Source organism: Bacillus arachidis (assembly GCF_030285945.1).
GTDB classification, from domain to species: domain Bacteria; phylum Bacillota; class Bacilli; order Bacillales; family Bacillaceae_G; genus Bacillus_A; species Bacillus_A arachidis.
Genome location: NZ_CP127376.1, coordinates 2,971,058 through 2,991,950, shown reverse-complemented (window position 1 = coordinate 2,991,950; position 20,893 = coordinate 2,971,058). Strand labels below are relative to the sequence as shown.

Below are 20,893 nucleotides of genomic sequence, written 5' to 3'. Positions count from 1 at the left end.
AAAATGGCAAACATACGTGAAGTATTGGTGGTTGGTGCAGGTCCAGTTGGTATGACTGCTGCCCTTGCATTACATAATCAAGGTATTCGGGCAACCATTATTGAAGCCGAACCAGAAGGACGCGAGCGTGCAGGCAGTCGCGCCATTTATCTTCATAGAGAGACTTTAAAACTATTAGAAAGTATATCCTCAGGCTTAGGTTTCGAATTAGCGGATATTGGTATTGTTTGGCCAGTAAAGAAAACATACTATCGGGGAGAACCGGTTTACAAACGTGTGTATGAGCCACCGGCTCCAAACACAATTCCAGCGTTCGCAAGTTTACATCAGCACGAAATTGAAAAAGCGTTGTTTAAAGCCTGTCAAGCTGCCAATATTGAATTTATATGGGGAGAACCAGTGAAAGATGTAGTCACTTCAAATGATGGCGTTACGATTGAAACTGAAAAAGATGTTTGGAAAGCAAAATATGTTCTCGCAGCAGATGGTGCACATTCTGCAGTAAGAAAGTCAGTCGGAATCAAATTCGAAGGGCCGCGTACGAGTGATGCGTTTGTGGTAGTTGATGTAAAAGAGGATGAAGAAAATCCACTTCCAATAGAACGTACTTTTCATTATCAACATCCTGATGCTGGGGGACGCAATGTGATGTATGTCCCGTTTACTGGGGGATGGCGAATCGATTTACAGTTATTTGATGAAGATGATAGGGCATATTACGGTTCAGAAGAGGGTGTACGCGAATGGCTTCCAAAAGTACTGAATCCAAAGTATACAGAACGTATTACATGGATATCAACCTATACCTTCTATCAAGTTGTTGCAGAAACCTACACTGATGAAAATCGTCGCATTATTTTAGCTGGTGAAGCTGCCCATTTATTCGCTCCTTTCGGTGCACGCGGATTAAATTCAGGGGTACCGGATGCAATAGTTGGTGTGAAAGGTATTGTATCAGCATTAAAGGCTGATACAATTGAGGAAGCTCGTTCGGCCATTAAAGCTGCAGCAAATGAGCGTTTAAACGCTGGTCTATATAATCGTGAGTGTTCAAACTTAGCTCTTGAACATATTCAAGGTACGAATGAAGAGATTAAACTAAAACGAGAAATCAGCGCTTTCTTAGCACCTCATATTCCGAAATTAGGAAAATGGCTTGACGAAGGCCCATTTGGACCACGTTCTGGTCCACCAGCATTATCAACAAAGTACTAATATAAGTGAATGACCCCTCCTTAACACTCTTACGAGTTGTTTGAAGAAGGGGACTTCTGTTGGAAATACTGTTAAATTTGTTGAAGTAAAAAGCGGATGTTTTTGTTAATCAACATATTGGAAAAAAACATTTCTTATTTTGAGGCCATGGCTGTCTTGGATGAGATATTGATGAAAAATCCATTTCAGGGAAATATAGGCGTTATTTAAGGGTGAAATCGTAATGGTTTCATCCATTTTTATTTGAATTAATAGATTGGATAGATTTGATACGATTAACTAAATGTTATAATTGTATTGAATAAAATTCGAAATAATCTGTAAACTAGCAATAAAAGCAAGCTAGAATCTAACGTAAATATATCCAATCATAATTGAGGTGGAACTATGCAAGCAAAGGATTTATCGGGAGCAGATTTGGTCGCAGATTCATTGCTTTTCCAAAAGGATGAAGGAAAGGTATTTTTCAAGGATCGTAGAACTATTTTTACGGGAGCAGATTCATATGGAACCTTACGAAAAGACCTTATTTCCGTTTTGGGTCATGAACGGGCTAAGGGTTTTTTGCTTCGATATGGGTGGAATTGTGGCGTAAATGATGCAAAATATATAAAAGAAATGCTTCCATGGGAAGAGGAACTGGAATGGCTCCATGCTGCCCCAAAGATTCACTCCATTGAGGGAACTGTTCTAGTTGATTCAATAGAACTTCGAGCTAACAAAGAGAAGGGTGAATTCTATTCAGAAGGATATTGGTATCATTCCTATGAAGCAGAACAGCATATTAAACATTTTGGTCACCACCATGAGCCCGTATGCTCCACGCTGATAGGATATGCTGGGGGCTATGGAAGTTACTATTTAGGACGGAGGGGTGTTTTTAAAGAAGTTGAGTGTGTTGGTAAAGGGGACCCTTATTGTAGATATATTGGAAAACCAATTGAAGACTGGGGTACTGAAATAAATGATATTCTGCATCTTTATGAGGAAGAGAATCTATCAATAGAATTAGATAGGGCTTATCGGAGTATTGAAAAACAAAAAGAGGATTTAAAGAAGACTCTAAACATTATACTGTATTTTCCATATAAATTCCTCCATGTCTAGTCAGAATACAATAGAACAAAATTTGACTACCTAATCCGTCTGGCCCAGAAACATACTCCCCTTAGATTACTTCCTGCATTGATTGTTTTTAATACACTTGTATACTAAGGATTATATGCAATATGATATACACATGTAGATTAAAAGGGGAGAATCAATTTCCATAAGTTGTATAATTAATCTACAAAAAAGGAGAAGTGTAGATGGAAAATAATGAAGAACAGTTGGATTTACGTGTTAGACGTACACATAAATTATTGTAGGAGTCTTTATTTGAATTAATGACGCAGTCAAAACAGAAATATAGTTCTATTACCATCAATCAAATCTGTGATCGTGCGATGGTGCATCGAACAACATTTTATAAACATTTTGAAGATAAAGATGCATTATTGGCAGTTGGAATTAAAAAATTTCAAGAGGAAGTTTTTCAAATAGCACTTTTAGATCGATTAACTAAGCCATTTCAAGTGATGGAACAATTTTTACATCATAAAGAAATTGGTAAAATATTAGAGTCACAAATGGATGATGAACAATTTATTAGCTTTATGCATTATCAAACTCGTGAAATGAAGAAGCAGGAGAATCAAGAATTAAATCGACTTTGTAAAAATCATACAGTACCAATTGAGTTAATTATCGAATTCCATTCTGGTGTAATTACAACATTAAGTGCATGGTGGTTACAAAATAGAAAAAGTGTTTCAGCAGAAGAAATGGATAGATACTTCCGTCAAATGATCAATCAAGATATTTTTCAATTTGAAAGGGAATGAATAAAGGCGTTTTTGGTGTAAGAAATTTATCGTTATATTGGATTTAGAAAAATTGTAGCGAACAAACAAGTTGAAAAATCAAAGTGGATTTATATTAATAGGGAGAATCGAATGGGGAAATATTATATTTATGAATCAAAGGTAAAAGTAATCGGATTATTGTTTTTGATTTTGGCAATTGAAGCGATGTTTCTTTTTATTGCTACGTACGCATTTTTATCTGAGGAGCCTAACTTTGTAATTGGGTTTTTATTTGGAGTTTTTGCGTTAGTTGTCCTAATTGCTCTTTGGAAAGCTATTCAAAAAATTATTGCAAATAATCCAGCCGTCATTTTAGAGCCGGAATATATTACAATTATTAACACCCAAAAATATCCTGTGAAAATTGCTTTGGAGGATGTATACGGTTTGTTACCTTATACAATCGGAGGGCAAAGGTATTTAGGAATTGTGATGGAAGATGATGTTGAAGAGCGCTATATCACCTCTATACCATCAAAAGGACAACGGCTGTATCGAGTTAATAAACGTTCTGGATTTACACCATTTTATATTCATTTGAATTTATTGAAAATCGATACAGATTCATTACTTGAAAAGTTAGGAGAGTATGATATAAGCTTTTTAATTTCTGAAGATGAAGCGAAATAATATAACAGATGAATTGATTTAGGTATTATGAAAAAACATCTCGATAAAAAGAGATGTTTTTTTATTTTGTCCTGCCGCTCGCAATTCTTCCGTTTTCGCCTTTTTCACTTCTATGGATTTCTTAAATCGTATGGCACTTGTGAATTTGAAATAAAGTCACGATGTTTGTAAGAAAGACGCAAAGTTTTAAATAAATTCGTGAAGTTTCTAATAATAGATGCGATTTTTTGTCTCTTCAATCAAAGAATTCCAATTCTCTATCATCAGTTTACTGTTGGTTACCGTAATTCATGGTCTTGTAAATTTGAAATAAAGTTACTACGTTTAAAAAAAGATGCGATGTTTTGAACAAAGTCACGATGTTTCTAAAAAAGATACGATGTTATTGTTAAATGACAATACAGTCTTTAAAAAATAATAAAGTTGTTTATTTCTTATTGGACTAAAGGAGTAGTTATAGTTAATAACCTTAAAAAATAGGGACTGCTTATGTGGTAAAATAATATAAAAATTCAATTTAAAGGAGGTATTAAAGGAAGTGGCTATTAAAAACCTTAAAACCAATGAATATTCCGAATTAGAAGGAGAGGCCTATTTCAAATTATTTGATCAAAATATTCTGGTATACATAGACCAAAATGCAGATATTGAATACGCAGAACTATGTATAACATACTTAAATGCTTTAAGTGAGGAACTGATAAATAAACTTTGTAAAGCATCTATTAGATACTGTAATGAATTTCTTGATAATATAGGTGAAGATATTATAGAATTTTCTAAACCGACAGATGTTCTACTTTATATTACACCAAATACTATATGTATCCCGAACCCTAAAAATAAATCTGAACCTGTCATTGATTTAGAATTAAATTGCACATGGGAAGAAGAACATGGTATGGAATGGGTCATTCGCAGTGGAAAAGTTATGTATGTCGGAGCATTTAATGGAATAAATCCATATGGGGATTGTGATATCGGAAAAGATTGGAATTATGTTTAATGTATGATTTCATAGAAATGTAATCAAAAAATATACGAGCTTTCTTATTAAACTAAAAGATGCTTTTGTTTAATGAATTTAAACATCTTTAATATCTTTTGATGTAAATATATTTATATAGTTCAATATATTATTAAAAAACTTTATTATTTCTACACAGTTTTTATTTGTTGTAGATTTGAAATAAAGTCGTACTGTTTATAAAAAAGATGTACCGTTTTGTTTTTTGCAATATCAAAGTGCAGACAAATGAAGAGAAACATACACAGGCTTGCCAACGTTTATATTCAATTTTATTAAATAGTAGAAAGTGCGTTCTTTAAACGATAACTTTCTCCAGTAAAAGCTAATATGTGTGCGTGATGGACAAGTCTGTCTACTAAGGCTGCTGTTAATTTATTGTCACCAAATACTTTATTCCACTGTCCGAACTCTAAATTCGAGGTCACAATTACACTTTTTTGTTCATAACAGTCTGCAATTATATGAAACAATAATTCTGAACCATCTTTTTGAAATGGTACATATCCTAATTCATCTAAAATTAATACATCAAAGGTTTCAATGCTTCTTTTAATTTTTGTTCCTTTTTCAAATCCATTCTCTAAATGATAAAAAAGGGGAATCTCTATGAAATTGCTACGTTCATTTACTGAGTGTTAAGAAAGGGATATTCCATATACAACACGTTAATAACTTCCACAATCGCTTAAAAGGTTGGTTGGAGCGTTTTCGAGGTGTGGGAACTCAGTATTTGGACAACTTACCTCTATTGGTTCCGTTGGCTCGAATTAGGCAAGGATTTAGCATTTGATAAACGAGTAGAGCAAATGCTCATTTCAGCGTGTCAAAAATATAATCGTATAACAGTCGGTATGCTTAGAAGTGCATAATGGGTCCCACCACATGTCCATCAAGCTAATATTTTGAAGAATCCCCAAAACAAAATTTTTATCTCTCTAGTGAAAAAAAACGTATCTTTTAATAGAAAATTAAGGATGTTATTAACCACTGTAATAATTTAAAAAAACCTATTATTCTCTCTTTCGTCATGTCCACTTATTTTTCCAGTTTCGAAATTATATTCTAACGTTTTAGTTGCATACTCAAATCTCATTAATATTGAAACTTCAGTATTACCTTTCCATGAAATTTTATAGCGATTTGGATGATTAGACTCTAAATAATTAGATATTCTTACCTTTTCGGTTTTTACTACCTTTCCTTTTTCCGTAAAGTAAATTTTCACTTCTGTATCACCCCAAATATGCCCGTGTGCAATCCCTCTAATGTCTAATTGATTTAATTGGTTTGGTGATGCATCCTTTAAAAGGAGTGTCTCAACTTCTTCAAAAAACACCCAATAAACAGCGTATATAATTGATGCAATAACAATGCCTATACTCAATAAGAATGTTAAGAAGCAACCGATACTATTCTTTTTTCTTTCATCATTAATTATCCATTGACTCATATTAATTTCACCACTTCAATTTAATATAATTAAATAGAAAGCTTAAAAATAGATAATAATAGTTTTTATTAAGTAATTTCATTTCTATTCGCATTTTTCAGTCTAATATTTTATTTTAATGAAGGCAAGCTTTAATAGTTCATAAATAAAAACAGATCAAAACAATCAAACTTTATTTCAAAGGTACAGTAGAATCATAGGAAAGGATGGCATATTTTTTTCATTTTAAGGGAATTTCATTTTGTTAGCTTGCTAACGATGGGGCGAGCTCCCGTTAACCAGTTTAATTTATTAAAGGGCAATTTTGTGGAATAAGGATTCCGTTCCAAATAACTGGAATCTTCAATTATCTTTTTGTATATTTAAATTTGGAGGCAATAAACGCTCCAATATTTGAAATTTTCAAGAAAGAAGGATTCAATATGCCATATTGCAAGGTTGGGCAAGCCGACATTTACTATGAAGATATAGGGAAAGGAAAACCAATTTTAATGATACATGGCTATACACCTGATCATCGATTAATGAGTGGTTGTATGGAACCTATATTTACTAAGAGAGAGGGATGGCGACGTATTTATATTGATCTACCTGGAATGGGAGTAACAAAAAACTATGACGAAATAAGTTGCTCTGATGAAATGTTGAATGCTGTTTTAGATTTTATTCAAGCAGTTCTCCCTGATCAAGAATACATAATTGCTGGTGAATCTTACGGCGGCTATATAGCTAGAGGACTTATCGAAAAACAAAAAGAGCGAATACTCGGAGCGGCATTTATATGTCCTGTTATTATTCCTCTGAACGAAAATAGAGCAGTTGAGAAACATAGAATCTTGAAAGCAGATGATAAATTTATTGAAAGTTTATCGAAAGAGGAATTAGAACATTTCAAAAGCAATCAAGTTGTACTTGATGAGTATAATTGGTTGCGTTACAAAAATGAAATTGTTGAAGGTTGTAAAATTGCAGATGAAAAGTTTTTAAATAGAGTAAGGAATAAATATGAGTTTTCATTTAAAGTCGATCAGTCTAATTTTGATAAACCAAGTGTATTTCTTTTAGGAAGACAAGACTCGTCTGTTGGATATAAAGATGCACTTAACATTTTACATAAATATCCGAGAGGAACATTTGCCGTATTGGATACAGCTGGTCATAATTTACAAATAGAGCAACCACAACTTTTTAACAATCTAGTAAATGAATGGTTGGATAGAATTGAAGAGTTTTACAATTGATATTCTTTTATTTTAAAAGCTTTGTCATTTATTTCTTGATAATAAAGGGAATTATTCAATTAATTCCAATTTCTTATTTAAATTAGGGGTCTCGCCCTATCGCCATCAACTTAAGAAATTAATTGATCCCCAAAAAAGTGAGCCGAATTCTCATAAATAACTGTAAAATGGTAAATTTTTCGTTATGGAGAGTATCCTAAAATCTTAACTTGATGGGCATGGGGTACGGCCAGCATTTCGGAAAAACCCCACGCTAAGCAAATTGGGATATTAAAAAGACTGATTAATCCATGTTTAGGTTAATCAGTCTTTTAGTATTTAATAGAGTTAATTTATCCAATCTTCAAGAATTGTTATTGTTTTATTTGCTGCATCCATCTCTATTTGTATACCAATTGGGACAGTTAACATTGGGTGAGTATGGCAACAATCAAATTCTGCAATAAAAGGCAGGTTAATACCATTTAAAACCTCTAATAGAATTTCATATGGTTTTTTATTTGTACCATTATCGTTAAACTGTTCATATTTTCCGAGGATTAAACCAGAAATTTCATCAAATATTCCATTGACCTTAAGTAATGAAAAGCTTCTTTCAATAGTAGCAGCATCTTTTGTTGTATCTTCGATAAGAAGGATATCCCCTTTTTTTATCTCTGGCATATACTCGCTACCCCAAATACCAGTTAAAGTGTCTAAATTCCCTCCAATTAACCTTCCTGTTGCTTTGCCGGTATTTACACAAACCCAATCATTTTTGATAGGGTGTTTTTCCTTAGTTTTTTCTTCCCAGTGGATAAATTCATCTGTCCAATAAGGCGGCTTTTTAATATGGTATGGTAGTTTTTGTTTATCTTCCAACATGTCGCTAAAATATTCGTATGTAAAATTGACAAATGGCTCAAATTCGCCAAATGAAGGAATTAGTGCCGGTCCATAGAATGTACTTATTCCAGTTTTTGCGTATATTCCTAGTAATATCGCAGTAACATCTGAATAACCTATCATTATTTTAGGATTTTTTATAAATGCCTCATAATCAATATAAGGCAATATTGAATTTGAATTCATTCCACCAATGGTTGACATTATACATTTGATGTTAGGATTTCTTATCAATTCATTAAGTTCTTCAGCTCTCTCTTTAATGCTTCCAGCTCGGTAGTTATCATGTTTACCAGTTAAATTTCCTTCTATTATATTAAATCCCTTGCTCATCAGAAATTTTTTTGCTCGATCAAATCTTTTAGGCGCTGTATAAGTTGCTGGTGATGAAGGGGAATAGATTCCAATTAGATCACCTTTTTTTAATTTGCTGAGTTTCATTGCTTTATCTCTCCCTTAAATGGTATCTGTATTAAAATAAAGAACTAATGCAAATAGTCTTACAATTAATTATACCTTATATTAATTATTACTGTTCATGTATGTGGAATTAATACAACACAATGTCATTTGTATTGTATTACGGGAAGAAAAATTATTAAAATCGTTTGATAACGCAACACAATTTACTAAAAGTAATCCATTTTGTACGAAACATAATTTAAAACAGGATTAAAATGACTCGAAAACTCTTAACATGGTTTTTTTCAAAAATGCTGGCGATACACCTGGATGAGCCAAAATGTCGCTACAACTTCTTTAACTCAGTTATTTAGCTGTTTAGAAGCATCAACAGAAGTGCTCATCAGTCCTGAGGGATTGAATCAACGGTTTAATAAAGCGGCGCTCCAATTTTTACAACACATATTAGCGGAACTACTAAACCAAAAATTGGGCTCATCTATACCGATTTCTTCTCCATATACTTCTGTTTTCAAGCGTATTCGTATTTTAGATTCAACTGCATTTCAACTCCCAGATTCCTTTTCATTCGTTTATCCAGATGCAGGAGGCTGCAGCCATACAGCGGGGGTGAAAATTCAGCTTGAATATGATTTATTAAGTGGACGGTTCCTACATATTCATACCGGTCCAGGTAAACAACATGATCGAACCTACGGTTCTCTGTGTGTCCCAACTGTGACAGCGAATGATTTATGTATTCGAGATTTAGGATATTTTCATTTGAAAGATCTTCAACATATACAGGATAAAAAGGCTTACTATATCTCTCGTATCAAGTCGAATACACGTATTTATCAAAAAATCCCGATCCTGATTATTTTCGAGATGGAAGAATCAAAAAAGGTACGGAGTATATACAGATAGATATGGAGGTGTTAATGAACTCTCTTCAGCCAGGACAAACATGTGAAATACCCGACGCTTATGTAGGAATGACTGATAAAGTACCTACTCGTGTGATTGTTCATCGACTAACAAAAGAACAACAAGAAAAACGATTACAAGATCAAACTATAAGAGAAAAAAAGAAAGGAATGAAGTATTCTCCTCGTAGTAAACGACTCAGTGGTATCAATGTATATATGATAAACACTCCTACAGATGTTGTCCCAATAGGACAAGTACATGATTGGTATTCTTTACGTTGGCAAATCGGCGTGTCCAGATAAGGACACATTATCTAGTTGGTGAAAGTCCAATCGGGAGAATAGACTCCACTCCCGTAGCCTGAGAGGCGCCATGAAGTGAAAGCGACATGGCGAAGCCCTCTGACATCACATGCAAAAGGCATGTGGGCAAATCTCCAGGTTGTAACGTACAGTGAACGTAGACGTAGCCTCGTTACACGCAATTCCGGTGGCTGAGACGGTCGATAACGTGCGAAAGCAGCAAGAACTGACCGAAACGAGTCTGGAACGGCAGTTCTCACCGGCGGGGTATCAGCGGCGACATGGAGAGAAAGATAATGTGGAAACTGGAGAAGCCCTCGACACCGGATGAAGAAACCTCATCGAGGAGACCGTCTCTATAACCGCGATCGGGAAGTGAGATCGGTAGGTGTCAGGGTGGCGGAACGGATCGTAGTACCAGAGATCTGCGTGCAGCAAAACGCGCGGGGAGGAAAGGGTCCGAACCTGTAAACATTTCGTATGACTAAAGGAGGCAAGGGTGCCATGACAAAAACACCCATCACTTTGCAGGAACTAAGGCAACGAATCTATCGAAAGGCGAAGTCTGAACCTACGCACCGGTTTTGGGGGCTATTTACCCACATTACCAAAATAACAACCCTTCATGAAGCATATCAACAGGCGAGGAAAAACGGAGGTGCCCCAGGCATCGATGGAGAAAGCTTTGCTGATATAGAACTAGAAGGAGTTATCCCATTCTTAACAGGCATTCAAGAGGAATTGCAAGCCGGAACATACCGACCACAAGCCAATTGGAAAGTAGAAATCCCAAAGGCAAACGGCAAAATGCGAACCCTGCAAATTCCTTGTATACGGGATCGTGTGGTACAAGGAGCACTAAAGCTCATATTGGAAGCAATCTTTGAAGCTGATTTCTGCCCAAACTCGTATGGATTTCGACCGAAACGCTCTCCACATCAGGCATTGGCAGAAGTACGACGTAGTATATTGCGTCGTATGACCATAATAATTGATGTTGATTTATCTCGCTACTTTGATACAATCCGACACAACATACTATTGGAGAAAATCGCGAAACGTGTCCAAGACCCACAGGTTATGCATCTTGTAAAACAGGTAATTAAGGCAACAGGAAAGATCGGTGTCCCGCAAGGGGGACCGTTTTCTCCTCTAGCCGCGAACATTTACCTCAATGAAGTGGATTGGACATTTGATGCCATTCGACGTAAGACAGCAGAAGGCAATTACGAAGCTGTAAACTATCACCGTTTTGCCGACGATATGGTTATCGCTGTAAGCGGACACTCTAGTAAACGAGGATGGGCTGAACTGGCACTACGACGACTACGGGAACAGTTAAAGCCTTTGGGAGTTGAACTGAACCTGGAGAAAACTCGGATGGTCAATGTCCTAAAAGGAGAAACCTTCGGCTTTCTAGGGTTTGATTTGAGACGAATACCGAACCGAAATAAGAATGGATCCTTCATTTTCATGACTCCGAAGAAGAAAGCTCGCACGACAGTGAAGGCGCGAATCCGTAAACTCATTCAAAATGCAGGAGCGAAACCAGCACAAGACTTGATAAAACAAATCAATGCCGTATTGGCTGGATGGGTAAACTACTTCCGGGTTGGGAACTCCAGCCGAGCTTTCAGTGAAGTACGTGACTATACGGAGATGAAAATTCGCACGCTATTAACAAGAAGGAAACGACGACGAAAGCGTAGCATCGGATGGCAGAGATGGAGTAACGAATATCTCTATGGTGTACTGGGGCTCTACTGGGATTGGAAAGTCCTTCCCCTGAAAAGTGCAAAGAGTTACCGATGAAAGTGTCTGCCATTTGATAGGTCTCATAACCCTTTTGATGAAGTTTATGGGGTGAGCTGCTTGAGGGAAAACCTCACGAGCAGTTCTTATGGGGAGAGGCTGGAGACGGGCCACAATTGATACCGCGCCAGTCTTTTACCCGACAAATTTTATTTAAAACGTGGAAATCATTCTTTTGCATTCATCATTGTAAAAAGATAAAACAAGAACGAATGGAATGCCATTTGTATGGGCAACTGATTGCCATTCTACTCTGTTCCTCTATTATGTTTCAAATGCGGAAATTACTTCTGATGAAAAAGAAACAAGAATTGAGTGAATATAAAGCTATTTATATAATTAAAGACTATTTTTTTCTTCTTTTCCAAGCTATACAGAAAGACACCCAAGAGCTATCAAAGATTCTAATTCGCCTGTTCAACCTCCTACAGCAAAACGGGCGAAAATCTCATAGGTATAAGAAGAAAACATATGCCCGAAAGCATAAAGCTAAGGCAAGTTAGATATCTCAATAATATAGTGGAACAAGATCATCGTTTTATTAAGAAATGTGTGCGTTCTATGTTAGGGTTCAAGTCTTTTAGCACAGCTACATCCATTCTTGCAGGAGTAGAAGCCATGGATATGATTAAAAAAGAACAGATTGATTTACAAGATCAGTCTGTTCAGAACCAGAAAGAATTCATCCATCAATTATTCAGACTAACAGCATAAAATACAATTCCGCTAGAAATATATGCGCTATATTCTCTTTTGTTTTATCTTTGCACCAGAACCTAATTTTCCATAATAAAGATGACATAATTCTAAATCCTAAAGGGAAAATTTTATTAATGAATAACTTTATGTAGTAAATTTTATAAAAAAAAGGTGATGGAATGGAATTGTCTAACGAAAGCAAAACTTATCATGCTGGAGATATTGTCTATGTTTTTTATCGCAATCCCCACATTCAGGATGTAGCAAATATACAAGCCGCAGCTGTTGTAAATAACCCTAATACTCCTAATGAATTAGCATTGTTTCTTTATGAAACTTATTATCCACTTTCACATGAAATGGCTGTTTATTCTACAGAAGAAGAGGCAAACCAAGCTTACAACTACTATTATGGAGATGCTTCAGAGGGGAGGCTAGAATGAATAATCCATTCATGCCTAAACTTGTGTACTTTGAACCCAAAGCACTGGATTATCCATTAGGAAGAGAGCTTCATGAAAAATTTGCAAAGATGGATGTTGAGATTCGGCATACTACTTCTCATAATCAAGTGAGAGATCTCCCAGGAGAAAACGATTTTCAAAAGTATCGGGTAGCAAAATCTACTCTTGTCGTGGGCGTTAGAAAAACACTAAAATTTGATACCTCAAAGCCTTCAGCAGAGTATGCTATTCCGTTTGCAACAGGCTGTATGGGCCATTGTCATTATTGCTATTTACAAACAACAATGGGAAGTAAGCCATATATCCGTACCTATGTAAATGTCGACGAAATTTTAGAAGCTGCTGACAAATATATAGAGGCACGTGCACCTGAACTGACAAGGTTTGAAGCCTCCTGTACATCCGATATTGTGGGAATTGATCATTTGACTCATACCCTCAAACGCGCAATTGAGCATTTTGGAGAATCCGACTATGGAAAATTGAGGTTTGTTACAAAATTTCATCATGTAGATCATTTACTTGATGCAAAGCATAATGGAAAAACAAGATTTCGGTTTAGTGTAAACGCTGATTATGTTATTAAAAATTTTGAGCCAGGAACTTCGCCACTAGCTAAAAGGATTGAAGCAGCTGGAAAGGTAGCAAGATCAGGATATCCCCTCGGATTTATTGTTGCTCCTATTTATCTTCATGAAGGTTGGAAAGATGGATACTATCAGATGTTTGAGCGTCTTAATGCTGAATTACCCTCTGATGCACGTGATGATATCACGTTTGAATTTATTCAACACCGTTTTACAAAGCCTGCTAAGAGAGTGATTGAAAAAAATTACCCAATGACAAAATTGGAATTAGATGAAGAGAAAAGAAGATATAAATGGGGAAAATACGGAATTGGAAAATACATTTATCAAAAAGAAGAAGAAGAAGATATAAAAAATTATCTATATTCTTATATGGAGAAGTTCTTTCCCAATGCAAAATTAGAATATTTCACATAGAATGTATACGTACATAAAAAAATTAGAGATTCAGGAATTAATGTACTTAATAATATAGTACACATTTATAGGTATTATAATGAATAAGGAGAAACAACATTTTCAAATATTAAATTTAAAATTAAGAATTTAGAATGTAAATATTTCGGACAGACCAACAGTGACAGGAATTATACAACGGTTATTGCAAAAAGAATTTATTTTCACAACACATAATCCAAACGACAAAAGATCGCACCTAATATTCCTAACAGAGAAAACAAAAAACTTGAGTAGAATTAGCACACGCTCAAGTTTCTTTGTTTTTATTTATTGTGTAAGAATAGTAACACATAAACTCGAGAAATTTATTCCCTAATCCATGATGATATTCTTATTACTGCTTTAACTCTTGCATACATTCTTGTACAAGAGTAACTGCCTGACTTATAGTAGCACCACCACCAAATGCAGCTGTCACTCCCACTGCCTCAAAGATCTCCTGTTCTGAAGCTCCTTGATCTAGACATCCTTTAATGTGATAAATGATACAATATTCATCCTGAGAATAAAGGCTAATACCTAAAGCAATTAGCTGTTTTTGCTTTTTGGATAAGGTGCCTTCTTTAAAGCATTCCTCTGTAAAAGAATTAAATTGTTCAGCTAGCTTAGGCATTTTCTCAGTAAATAAACCCAAACCATACTTATAATGATGAAGTGCAGATTCTGTAGAGTTTCTACCTTCAAATTCCATATTTAATCCAGCCCCATTTCTCATATATTTAAACAAAAGTTAGTATGAACCTAATGCGAATTGATTAAACCAAATGGAGGAATTAATTAAAAGTTTACCGAAATAAATTGTTATCAATTAAAAAGAGAGTATTGTAGAAAAAATAGTTAAGAAGCAATCATAATTACTTACTTAATCCGTTCCAATAAAAATCAACAATTTGTTGTGCTAAATCTTCTATATCAGGGATAAGGGGATTTTGATCAACATCTTTGTAGTCTCCAACGTATAGCAAAGCGACAAAGGCGTGAGCACTTAAAAGCGTGTGCCTTTTAGGAATTTCCCCTTCTTGTATCGCTTTATCTATAGTTTGTGCCAATACTTCATACATTTTATCTTCTGCATCTTGCATTTGTTTTAAGTGCTTATCAGACAAGGAAATCTTTGCATCCCTCATAAAGCTTTTTATATCAATGTCCATTGTAGCGGTTAAATGAATTTTTGCGACATCAAGTAAACGCTCTTTAAGAGGCTTATTTGATGAAAGAATCCTATACATATTTTCTCTAATTCGAACCATCATTTGAACCATTGTATCAGTAAAAAGATCAGCTTTAGTAGCATAATAATAGTAAACGGTTGCCTTTGTCACATCACATTCTTTAGCAACATCATCCATAGAAACAATTTGATATCCTTTATTTAAAAATAATTTTGTAGCAATGTTTACAATTTTATCTTTTGTAGATATAGTATTTTTATTTTGACGTGGTCTTCCCAAGGGACGTTGTTTGTGTTCCAATTCTATTCGCTCCTGACTTTTCAGAGTTAAAAATATTATAGCATATTCATACAATGGTTCTTGATTAATTAACTGACTAGTATATATAATTACTGCAAAAGTTTAGTTAGAAAGGTGGATATTTATGAAAAAACATCCTCTATATACTTGGGGACAATTGGTTGGGGGACCAAAAGCAAGGTGGATTACTCTTTTAGTATGGGTCTTATTAACCCTGGTTTTATCATTTACATGGCCAGCAGTTAATAAAGTTGAAGATGAGACGGCTCCAAACCTTCCTGAAAACACTATGTCACAACAAGCTAATCGTTTAATTAAACAGGAGTTTCCTAATGATGCTGGAAACCCCGCGCTTATCGTTTGGCATAGAGACAAGGGTTTAGAAGCGAATGACTTTAAGACAATTCAAGATACTTACAAACAGCTAAAAAAAACACCATTAAAAGGTCAATCAATGTTACCGCCATTTGATACAATATCACAGCAAACATTAGCAAAGAGTGTTTCAGAAGATGGTACGTCTCTAGTAACTCCTGTATTTTTTAACACAACAGCAGGAACAGATATTCTTCAAGAGAATATGAATGAATTGCAGCGTGTTATAAAGGATACTTTGGCAGATGATCCTTTTAAAAGAAAAATTTCTGATTCTGGTCTGCATGTTCGTCTATCAGGACCAGTTGGTATTCAGACTGATGCAGTAAGCTTATTCAGTCAGGCTGATGTAAAATTACTTATTGCAACAGTGCTACTTGTTTTAGTTTTACTTATTCTTCTGTATCGCTCACCACTTTTAGCAATCTTACCTTTAATTGTAGTTGGGTTTGCTTACGGGGTAATTAGTCCAACTTTAGGATTTTTAGCAGATAAAGGGTGGATTTCTGCTGATGCACAAGGAATTTCAATTATGACTGTACTTTTATTTGGAGCTGGTACTGATTATTGTTTATTTCTTATTTCAAGATATAGAGAGTTTTTATTAGTAGAACAAAATAAATTTAAAGCTCTGCAACTTGCTATCAAAGAATCGGGTGGGGCAATTATCATGAGTGCTCTTACAGTAGTAGTTGGATTAGGTACCCTTTTACTTGCTCATATCGGTTCTTTCCATAGATTTGCAGTACCATTTAGTGTTGCTGTATTCCTAATGGGGGTTGCCTCATTGACACTTTTACCCGCATTACTAGCTATTTTTGGGAGAGTAGCATTTTTCCCATTCATTCCAAGAACAATAGAAATGAATGAAGAATATGCTAAGAAAAAAAAGAAAACAATTAAGTTAAAGGAGTCGAAAGGGGTCTTAAGTAAAAAACTTGGAGATCTTGTTATTCGTAAACCATGGACAATTATCCTGTTAACACTATTCTTATTAGGTGGGTTGGCTTCATTTGTTCCACGTATCCAATTTACGTATGATTTATTAGAATCATTTCCAAAAGATATGCCTTCACGTGAAGGATTTGATTTAATCTCTAATCATTTTTCACCTGGTGAGTTAGCACCTGTACAAATTGTTGTTGATACAAAAGGAAAAGATGTATCTGTTAAAGAAGAATTAACAAAAATTTCTTTTGTAGATCAAGTAACAGAACCAGTAAAAGGAAAACTGAATAATCAATTACAATTATTTGAAGTTTCAATAAAAGATAATCCGTATTCTATTGAGGGGATGAATAAAATCCCTGAGTTAAGAAAAAGTTTAGAACAGGTAATGAAAAGTGCTGAAATAAGTGATGCTAATAATCACATATGGATTGGAGGAGAAACGGCTACATTATACGATACGAAACAGACAACTGAACGTGATCAAAATGTGATTATTCCTGTTATGATTGGTATTATCGCATTATTATTACTTGTATATTTACGTTCTGTTGTGGCGATGATCTACTTAATTGTAACAGTGATATTATCATTCTTCTCTGCATTAGGGGCAGGATGGTTATTACTTCACTATGGTATGGATGCGCCTGCAATACAAGGGGCGATTCCTCTATATGCATTTGTGTTCTTGGTAGCGTTAGGAGAGGACTATAACATATTTATGGTTTCCGAAATATGGAAAAACAAAAGTAACCAGTCACACCTTGAAGCAGTCAAAAACGGGGTGGTTCAAACAGGTAGCGTTATTACGTCTGCTGGTTTAATCTTAGCAGGAACGTTTGCTGTTTTAGCTTCACTACCAATCCAAGTACTTGTTCAATTTGGTATTGTTACAGCAATTGGAGTACTATTAGATACATTCATTGTAAGACCACTTCTTGTCCCTGCCATTACAGTGGTTCTAGGACGATTAGCATTTTGGCCAGGTAAACTTTGGAGAAAAAAAGAAAGAACAAAAGTAGGTGCTTGATAATATTATAAAATTTAAAAAACCAAGGGAAATTAATTTCCCTTGGTTTTTTATTAGAAATAATATATATATAATAAAAGTAGTATCTAAATACTAATTATTTTTTTAAATCTCCGTTTTTTGGTGTTCTTTGTTTTCTATATCAGTTTCAGGCATTCTGTACAAACCATTCATGACTTGTTCAACTGGTTGAAGTCCAGTTTTTGTAGTTTCAGATCTTAAGCTTTTTGAGTTTTTACTATTTTCTTTTTTAGAATGTTGAAAATTCATTTTTATACCTCCAAACACTAAATTTTTTTGAAAATAAAAAGCGTATGAGAGAGTTTGACAGATAAACAAATGGATTATCTGCTAATTGAATGAACAATTATTTAAGCTATTAATGGGGTACCGCCACATGCCCATCAAGCTAAGATTATATAAGTTTAATTTCACTTGAGATTTTCTCTTTTTTCTAAAGCTCCAGTATAAGCTCTTTAAAGTTTTGCATACCAAATAAATGAGCTCTATTTCCAAGTTCACAACACTTATTCCTTCTTAAGTAACTCTTTTTAGAGGTAATTTCGCAACTTGCTTCCGAGTTCTAAACCCTAATGCGATAGCAGCGCCAATACAGCTAGAAAAACAACCAGCAAACAAATACAATGATGGATCTGACTCACCGATTAAAACGGAAGTTATTCCTCCAATTACCGGGAAAAGTGCAACCATATAGCCACTTCGAGCTCCTCCAATTTTTTCTACAAGTTTCAAATAGAATAACCATGCTACAAATGAAGCAACCAGAGTTAAATATAGCAACACAGATAAGTATGAAAACGATGTTGGAAATATAAATTCTTGTCCTTGAAGTAATACAATTACTCCCATCAATATACTGCCCACTGTAAATCCAATGGCATTTGCATAGATAGGATTCACCTTGTGACTTGCATTTCGTGCCGAGCTGGCATCACCTACTGCTGTAAGAAGCGTACCTAAGATTGCAACCATAATTCCTTTTATGTCATTGGACCCTTGAAAGTTGTTCAAATTCGGATAGATGAGAATACATACGCCTAATACACCAAAAATCCCCCCAACCAAAACGCGTGAATGTAACTTCTCTTTTAAAAAAATCCGAAGGGTAATCGGGGTCAAAATCACCTTTAATGAAAAAACCAATGTTACGATTGCTGCAGAACTCAAAATTGTGGCGTAATAAAGGCATAAATAGCTTAATGCAAAGTTACATACACCAAAAACTATTACAAATGGTATATCTTTTCTTGTTGGTATCCCACTTGGTCGAAGGAACCAAACAAGAATCAAAAATAAAAAGGCTGTCATAACTAAACGATAAGTTAAGGATAATTCCAAGCTGACAGGAGTTCCTTGAATTTTTACTGCAATAAAGTTGAGTCCCCATACAATCAAACAAAATATGTACATAAATATCGTCATGAATTTTCTCCCAAATCAAATTTTTTTCTAAATTCATTATTCATTTATACTGTCATTTCTAAAAGGTACAGTTTACAATAAATACAAATGACAGATGGGGTATTTCAATGATGAATGAACTAATATTTAATATCAATCGAGAAGGTAACACTCCTATGTACCAACAAGTTTATCAATACATACGTACTCAGATTTTATCTGGTAAATTAGAAAGGAATACAAAGTTGCCATCGATTAGACAACTTGCTATCCAATTAGAGGTCAGCAGAAACACAACTCAAGTAGCATATGAACAACTGCAATCGGAAGGATATATTCGAAGTGAGAAGAAAAAGGGATTTTTTGTAGAGGCTACTATATCGGATGAGACACTTAATTATGAACCCATTAGAGAACAGCATCATGAAACAAATCATGCTGCCATGAATACTATTGACTTTAAAATTGGGACAGTGGATCAAGAAAACTTCCCTTTGAAAAAATGGAGAATGCTTACAAACAAAATCATTAAAGACTCTAGCATGTTTTCATACGGAGAAAAACAAGGCGACATTAAATTAAGAAATGTACTAGCAGATTACTTGTTTCAATCAAGAGGAGTTAATACTTCTGCAGAACAAATTATTATTGGCAGTAGCACACAGCACTTGTTATTACTTTTGTCGTTGTTGCTAAAGCAAGACTATCATTATCTGGCAGTAGAAGACCCTGGATATAATGTGGCAAGGGAACTTTTTGTTCTTCAATCATTTATCATTGATCCAATCCCGGTAAAAGAACAAGGCATCCAAGTCGATCTCCTTTTAAAATCGCCTTCTAGACTTTTATATGTCACTCCTACTCACCACTTTCCATATGGAGTGACTATCCCCGTCAATGAAAGATTAAAGTTAATTCAATGGGCAAAAAGGGTGGAAGGATATATTATTGAGGATGATTACGATAGTGAATTTCGATACATCCATCAACCTATACCGTCTCTTCAAAGTTTAGATTCTAGTGATAGGGTGGTTTATTTAGGAACTTTTTCAAAAGCACTACTACCCTCTATCCGTGTCAGTTATATGGTTTTGCCTAGGAGGCTAATAAGTGAATATAAAAAGATACTCCCTTTGCTTGAGCAAACATCCTCATCTATTCATCAGCGAACACTGGCGACCTTTATGAATGAAGGATATTGGTACTCACACTTAAGGAGGATGAAAGCTTTGTATAAACGTAAAATGAATCTATTGAATAGGGAATTATTAAAACATTTTAAGAATTATGTTGAAATAAAAGGTGGTAGCTCCGGAATTTTCGTTATTATTGAAGTAAAAACAGAAATGAGTGAAAAAATGCTAATTGAAAGGGCATATGAACACGGAATTGTAGTTTATCCTTGTTCAAAATATTTCTCGAAATATATACCACGATATCCGCATATTCAACTTGGATTGGGTGATTTATGTGAAAAAAAGATAATAGAAGGAGTTTCTCAATTAGCAAAAATTTGGCTGTAATCTTGATTTTTCCCCTAAAAAAATTTTTTCGTTCTTCCTATTAGGGGTCACCATACATGCCCATCAAGCTAAGAAAAACAATTATCCCCAAAAACGAAAATTTTAGAAGT

At 34.7% G+C, this 20,893-nt stretch carries 16 protein-coding genes and 7 pseudogenes; 16 read left to right on the top strand and 7 right to left on the bottom strand.

The features are described from left to right. The first annotated feature begins 3 nt into the window (after positions 1 to 3). From QRY57_RS16990 to QRY57_RS16970, 5 genes and pseudogenes are all read left to right on the top strand, one after another. The gene (locus QRY57_RS16990) at positions 4 to 1,215 is read left to right on the top strand and encodes an FAD-dependent monooxygenase (protein ID WP_286015665.1); all 1,212 of its coding nucleotides are present in this window, start codon (positions 4 to 6) and stop codon (positions 1,213 to 1,215) included. Between the two features lie 387 nt (positions 1,216 to 1,602). Next, complete coding sequence (locus QRY57_RS16985; protein WP_286015664.1) at positions 1,603 to 2,322, top strand: XylR N-terminal domain-containing protein; 720 nt, start codon at positions 1,603 to 1,605, stop codon at positions 2,320 to 2,322. 203 nt (positions 2,323 to 2,525) lie between these two features. Then, positions 2,526 to 3,101, top strand: a pseudogene (locus QRY57_RS16980) (TetR/AcrR family transcriptional regulator). A 111-nt stretch (positions 3,102 to 3,212) separates the two neighbouring features. Then, positions 3,213 to 3,752, top strand: a complete 540-nt coding sequence (locus tag QRY57_RS16975; protein WP_286015663.1) for an STM3941 family protein — start codon at positions 3,213 to 3,215, stop codon at positions 3,750 to 3,752. 538 nt (positions 3,753 to 4,290) lie between these two features. Further along, on the top strand, positions 4,291 to 4,758 hold the full coding sequence (locus tag QRY57_RS16970) for a DUF6985 domain-containing protein (RefSeq protein ID WP_286015662.1): 468 nt from the start codon (positions 4,291 to 4,293) through the stop codon (positions 4,756 to 4,758). 296 nt (positions 4,759 to 5,054) lie between these two features. Here QRY57_RS16970 and QRY57_RS16965 read toward each other — a convergent pair. Beyond that, positions 5,055 to 5,378: pseudogene (locus QRY57_RS16965) on the bottom strand (ATP-binding protein); the annotation flags it as partial. Between the two features lie 38 nt (positions 5,379 to 5,416). Between QRY57_RS16965 and QRY57_RS16960 the strand changes: the two are divergent. After that, positions 5,417 to 5,651: pseudogene (locus QRY57_RS16960) on the top strand (IS1595 family transposase); the annotation flags it as partial. A gap of 128 nt (positions 5,652 to 5,779) precedes the next feature. Here the strand turns inward: QRY57_RS16960 and QRY57_RS16955 are convergent. Beyond that, positions 5,780 to 6,232, bottom strand: a complete 453-nt coding sequence (locus QRY57_RS16955) for a hypothetical protein (RefSeq protein ID WP_286015661.1) — start codon at positions 6,230 to 6,232, stop codon at positions 5,780 to 5,782. Between the two features lie 422 nt (positions 6,233 to 6,654). Here QRY57_RS16955 and QRY57_RS16950 point away from each other — a divergent pair, with 422 nt between their 5' ends. Further along, a complete protein-coding gene (locus QRY57_RS16950; protein WP_286015660.1) occupies positions 6,655 to 7,473 on the top strand; it encodes an alpha/beta fold hydrolase in 819 nt (272 codons plus the stop codon). 327 nt (positions 7,474 to 7,800) lie between these two features. Here the strand turns inward: QRY57_RS16950 and QRY57_RS16945 are convergent, their stop codons facing one another. Then, entirely contained in the window at positions 7,801 to 8,799 is a 999-nt protein-coding gene (locus QRY57_RS16945) for a S66 family peptidase (RefSeq protein WP_286015659.1), read from the bottom strand. Between the two features lie 288 nt (positions 8,800 to 9,087). On the opposite strand from QRY57_RS16945, the pseudogene QRY57_RS16940 reads away from it, so the two are divergent. The 7 genes and pseudogenes from QRY57_RS16940 to QRY57_RS16910 all read left to right on the top strand — a co-directional run. Next, positions 9,088 to 9,983 (top strand): annotated as a pseudogene (locus QRY57_RS16940) (IS4 family transposase); the annotation flags it as partial. Between the two features lie 513 nt (positions 9,984 to 10,496). Continuing rightward, positions 10,497 to 11,804 (top strand): group II intron reverse transcriptase/maturase, encoded by a 1,308-nt coding sequence (ltrA, locus tag QRY57_RS16935; RefSeq protein WP_286015658.1) that lies wholly within the window; start codon positions 10,497 to 10,499, stop codon positions 11,802 to 11,804. Positions 11,805 to 11,947: 143 nt separating this feature from the next. Beyond that, a pseudogene (locus QRY57_RS16930) lies at positions 11,948 to 12,307 on the top strand (IS4 family transposase); the annotation flags it as partial. Beyond that, positions 12,282 to 12,518 (top strand): annotated as a pseudogene (locus QRY57_RS16925) (DDE-type integrase/transposase/recombinase); the annotation flags it as partial. The pseudogenes QRY57_RS16930 and QRY57_RS16925, both read left to right, overlap by 26 nt. 164 nt (positions 12,519 to 12,682) lie before the next feature. Beyond that, positions 12,683 to 12,946 carry a transcriptional regulator SplA domain-containing protein gene (locus QRY57_RS16920; protein ID WP_286015657.1) on the top strand — a complete coding sequence of 88 codons (264 nt, stop codon included), beginning with the start codon at positions 12,683 to 12,685 and terminating at the stop codon, positions 12,944 to 12,946. Further along, entirely contained in the window at positions 12,943 to 13,971 is a 1,029-nt protein-coding gene (gene splB, locus QRY57_RS16915; protein WP_286015656.1) for a spore photoproduct lyase, read from the top strand. The genes QRY57_RS16920 and splB overlap by 4 nt, the downstream gene beginning before the upstream one ends. Positions 13,972 to 14,113: 142 nt before the next feature. Next, a pseudogene (locus tag QRY57_RS16910) lies at positions 14,114 to 14,242 on the top strand (MarR family transcriptional regulator); the annotation flags it as partial. Between the two features lie 105 nt (positions 14,243 to 14,347). On the opposite strand, the gene QRY57_RS16905 reads toward QRY57_RS16910, so the two are convergent. Then, the gene (locus tag QRY57_RS16905) at positions 14,348 to 14,704 is read right to left on the bottom strand and encodes a carboxymuconolactone decarboxylase family protein (RefSeq protein ID WP_026592696.1); all 357 of its coding nucleotides are present in this window, start codon (positions 14,702 to 14,704) and stop codon (positions 14,348 to 14,350) included. Between the two features lie 163 nt (positions 14,705 to 14,867). After that, entirely contained in the window at positions 14,868 to 15,485 is a 618-nt protein-coding gene (locus QRY57_RS16900; protein WP_286015655.1) for a TetR/AcrR family transcriptional regulator, read from the bottom strand. A 124-nt stretch (positions 15,486 to 15,609) separates the two neighbouring features. Here QRY57_RS16900 and QRY57_RS16895 point away from each other — a divergent pair, with 124 nt between their 5' ends. After that, complete coding sequence (locus tag QRY57_RS16895) at positions 15,610 to 17,838, top strand: MMPL family transporter (protein WP_286015654.1); 2,229 nt, start codon at positions 15,610 to 15,612, stop codon at positions 17,836 to 17,838. Positions 17,839 to 17,943: 105 nt separating this feature from the next. Here the strand turns inward: QRY57_RS16895 and QRY57_RS16890 are convergent, their stop codons facing one another. After that, entirely contained in the window at positions 17,944 to 18,108 is a 165-nt protein-coding gene (locus tag QRY57_RS16890; protein WP_286015653.1) for a DUF4021 domain-containing protein, read from the bottom strand. A 267-nt stretch (positions 18,109 to 18,375) separates the two neighbouring features. After that, complete coding sequence (locus tag QRY57_RS16885) at positions 18,376 to 19,281, bottom strand: DMT family transporter (protein ID WP_286015652.1); 906 nt, start codon at positions 19,279 to 19,281, stop codon at positions 18,376 to 18,378. A gap of 107 nt (positions 19,282 to 19,388) precedes the next feature. On the opposite strand from QRY57_RS16885, the gene pdxR reads away from it, so the two are divergent. Beyond that, complete coding sequence (gene pdxR / locus QRY57_RS16880) at positions 19,389 to 20,783, top strand: MocR-like pyridoxine biosynthesis transcription factor PdxR (RefSeq protein WP_286015651.1); 1,395 nt, start codon at positions 19,389 to 19,391, stop codon at positions 20,781 to 20,783. Positions 20,784 to 20,893: the final 110 nt, after the last annotated feature.

What these genes read in the sequence shown, in the direction of transcription:
- splB (WP_286015656.1), top strand. Translation starts at nt 12,943, where the DNA reads ATGAATAATCCATTCATGCCTAAACTTGTGTACTTTGAACCCAAAGCA.
- ltrA (WP_286015658.1), top strand. Translation starts at nt 10,497, where the DNA reads ATGACAAAAACACCCATCACTTTGCAGGAACTAAGGCAACGAATCTAT.
- QRY57_RS16985 (WP_286015664.1), top strand. Translation starts at nt 1,603, where the DNA reads ATGCAAGCAAAGGATTTATCGGGAGCAGATTTGGTCGCAGATTCATTG.
- QRY57_RS16895 (WP_286015654.1), top strand. Translation starts at nt 15,610, where the DNA reads ATGAAAAAACATCCTCTATATACTTGGGGACAATTGGTTGGGGGACCA.
- pdxR (WP_286015651.1), top strand. Translation starts at nt 19,389, where the DNA reads ATGATGAATGAACTAATATTTAATATCAATCGAGAAGGTAACACTCCT.
- QRY57_RS16945 (WP_286015659.1), bottom strand. Translation starts at nt 8,799, where the DNA reads ATGAAACTCAGCAAATTAAAAAAAGGTGATCTAATTGGAATCTATTCC.
- QRY57_RS16920 (WP_286015657.1), top strand. Translation starts at nt 12,683, where the DNA reads ATGGAATTGTCTAACGAAAGCAAAACTTATCATGCTGGAGATATTGTC.
- QRY57_RS16975 (WP_286015663.1), top strand. Translation starts at nt 3,213, where the DNA reads ATGGGGAAATATTATATTTATGAATCAAAGGTAAAAGTAATCGGATTA.
- QRY57_RS16955 (WP_286015661.1), bottom strand. Translation starts at nt 6,232, where the DNA reads ATGAGTCAATGGATAATTAATGATGAAAGAAAAAAGAATAGTATCGGT.
- QRY57_RS16990 (WP_286015665.1), top strand. Translation starts at nt 4, where the DNA reads ATGGCAAACATACGTGAAGTATTGGTGGTTGGTGCAGGTCCAGTTGGT.
- QRY57_RS16885 (WP_286015652.1), bottom strand. Translation starts at nt 19,281, where the DNA reads ATGACGATATTTATGTACATATTTTGTTTGATTGTATGGGGACTCAAC.
- QRY57_RS16890 (WP_286015653.1), bottom strand. Translation starts at nt 18,108, where the DNA reads ATGAATTTTCAACATTCTAAAAAAGAAAATAGTAAAAACTCAAAAAGC.
- QRY57_RS16950 (WP_286015660.1), top strand. Translation starts at nt 6,655, where the DNA reads ATGCCATATTGCAAGGTTGGGCAAGCCGACATTTACTATGAAGATATA.
- QRY57_RS16905 (WP_026592696.1), bottom strand. Translation starts at nt 14,704, where the DNA reads ATGGAATTTGAAGGTAGAAACTCTACAGAATCTGCACTTCATCATTAT.